This is a genomic window from Acidovorax sp. CF316, assembly GCF_000276605.1.
Classification (GTDB): domain Bacteria; phylum Pseudomonadota; class Gammaproteobacteria; order Burkholderiales; family Burkholderiaceae_C; genus Acidovorax.
In genome coordinates, this window is sequence record NZ_AKJX01000189.1 from 1 (window position 1) to 1,941 (window position 1,941).

Annotated in this window: 2 protein-coding genes and 1 pseudogene; 1 reads left to right on the forward strand and 2 read right to left on the reverse strand. The window is 69.9% G+C overall.

Annotated features, from left to right (window positions below; genetic code table 11):
• Nucleotides 1-382 (forward strand): hypothetical protein (locus PMI14_RS23345; RefSeq protein WP_007857940.1); only part of this gene is annotated, 382 nt, incomplete at its 5' end.
• Here the strand turns inward: PMI14_RS23345 and queA are convergent.
• The gene (gene queA, locus PMI14_RS23350; protein ID WP_007857942.1) at nucleotides 369-1,499 is read right to left on the reverse strand and encodes a tRNA preQ1(34) S-adenosylmethionine ribosyltransferase-isomerase QueA; all 1,131 of its coding nucleotides are present in this window, start codon (nucleotides 1,497-1,499) and stop codon (nucleotides 369-371) included. The genes PMI14_RS23345 and queA overlap by 14 nt on opposite strands.
• 74 nt (nucleotides 1,500-1,573) lie before the next feature.
• A pseudogene (locus tag PMI14_RS23355) lies at nucleotides 1,574-1,941 on the reverse strand (phosphodiesterase); the annotation flags it as partial.

Consider the following 1,941-nt stretch of genomic DNA (forward strand, 5'->3'; position numbering starts at 1 on the left):
GGCTGCCGCGGTCCTGGCCGTACCGCAAGACACCGGCCCCGGCGTGGTGGCCATGCCGGCGCCTCTGCCCGCCGCATCCGACGCCTGGGATGTGCCCGCCATCCAATGGAGCCCCGAGGGCGTCGCCCGTGCCGCGCGGCAGGAGCGGGAGTGGCAGCGCCGCCACGGCACGCCAGCGGCCGCGGCACTGGCTGCGAACCCGGCAGGCGCGGCGCCACGGGCACTGGGCACGCTCACCGAAAAGGAGTGGCAGAACGCTTACTCCGGCCGTGTCACGCGCGTGGAAAGCGAGGCCGGCGTCTACTGCGTGCGCCTGCCCTCGGCCAACCGCCTGCCGGAGCAGGGGGCGGCACCCCGCATCGCGGCGGTCACGAACTGCTGAGCGTGGCCTGCCGGGAATGCTGGCGTTCCAGCAGCATCGAATCGCCATAGCTGAAAAAGCGGTACTGCTGCGCGATGGCGTGGCGGTAGATGGCCTGGATCTGCTCGTAGCCTGCGAAGGCGCTCACCAGCATCATCAGCGTGCTCTTGGGCAGGTGGAAGTTGGTGAGCAGCAGGTCCACCACCTGGAACGCGAAGCCCGGGGTGATGAAGATGTTGGTATCGCCCGAGGCCTGGCCGCTGCGCGCCCAGGATTCGAGGGTGCGCACGGTGGTCGTGCCCACGGCCACCACGCGGCCGCCGCGCTGGCGGCAGCGCTCCAGCGCCGCCAGCGTGGCCAGCGGCACCTCGTACCACTCGCTGTGCATCTGGTGCTCGGCCAGGTTCTCGGTCTTCACGGGCTGGAAGGTGCCTGCGCCCACGTGCAGGGTGACGCTGGCGCGTTCCACGCCGCGGTCGGCCAGGGCGGCCAGCACGCCTTCGTCGAAATGCAGGGCCGCCGTCGGGGCTGCCACCGCGCCGGGCGCGCGTGCGAACACGGTCTGGTAGCGCTGCGCGTCCTCGGCCGCATCGGGGTCGTGGTCGGCGTTCTGCTGGCGCTCGATGTAGGGCGGCAGCGGCAGGTGGCCGTGGCGCTCCATCAGGTCGTGCGGTGTTTCGCCGGCCGGCCCATCGAGCGCGAAGCGGAACAGCGGGCCGTCCTCGCCCGGCCAGCGCGAGAGCAGCGTGGCATTGAAACCGCCACCGTGCAGGCCGCCCACCATGTGCACCACGGCGCCAGGCAGCGGCTTCTTGCTGACCTTCATGTGGGCCACGACCTCGTTGCCCAGCAGCACGCGCTCGATCAGCAGCTCCAGCTTGCCGCCGCTGGCTTTCTCGCCAAAGATGCGCGCCTTGACCACGCGCGTGTCGTTGAACACCAGCAGGTCACCGGGCTGCAGCAGGCCGGGCAGTTCGTGGAAGATGCGGTCCACCGGGGACGCTGCGCGGCCATCGAGCAGGCGCGAGGCGCTGCGTTGCGTGGCGGGGTGCTGGGCAATGAGTTCGGGAGGCAGCGAAAAATCGAAGTCGCTGAGCGTGTAGTGGCGCGGGGCCGGTGGCGTGCTGGAAACGGTCATGTGCTTGAGGGCCGGACGGGCCCGTACCAAGGGGAAAAACAAACAGGGGCGCTATTTTCCCACGCCCGGGCGGCCTACCAGGCCTGCCCGGAAAATCCGGACCACAGTTCGTTGAGGTCCGGGAACTTCCACTTCTCCGGGTCTTCGCGCGCCACGATCTTCTCCATGCAGCCGGGCGCGGCCAGGTCCACCACGTCGGGCGGGATGCGCATGCCCGACTTGGTCGAGAAGAAGACCTTGACCTTGGGCGAGGTCAGCGATGTCTGAACCTGCTCGGTCACCACGCCGATGCGCCCGGAGGTCAGCCGCACCAGCGAGCCCACGGGGTAGATGCCGATGCTCTTGACGAAGGCCTGGAACAGCCGGGGGTCGAAATGGCCCTTGGTCCACTCGGCCATGCGGCGCAGCGACTCGGCCGGGTCCCAGCCGGACTTGTAGGGGC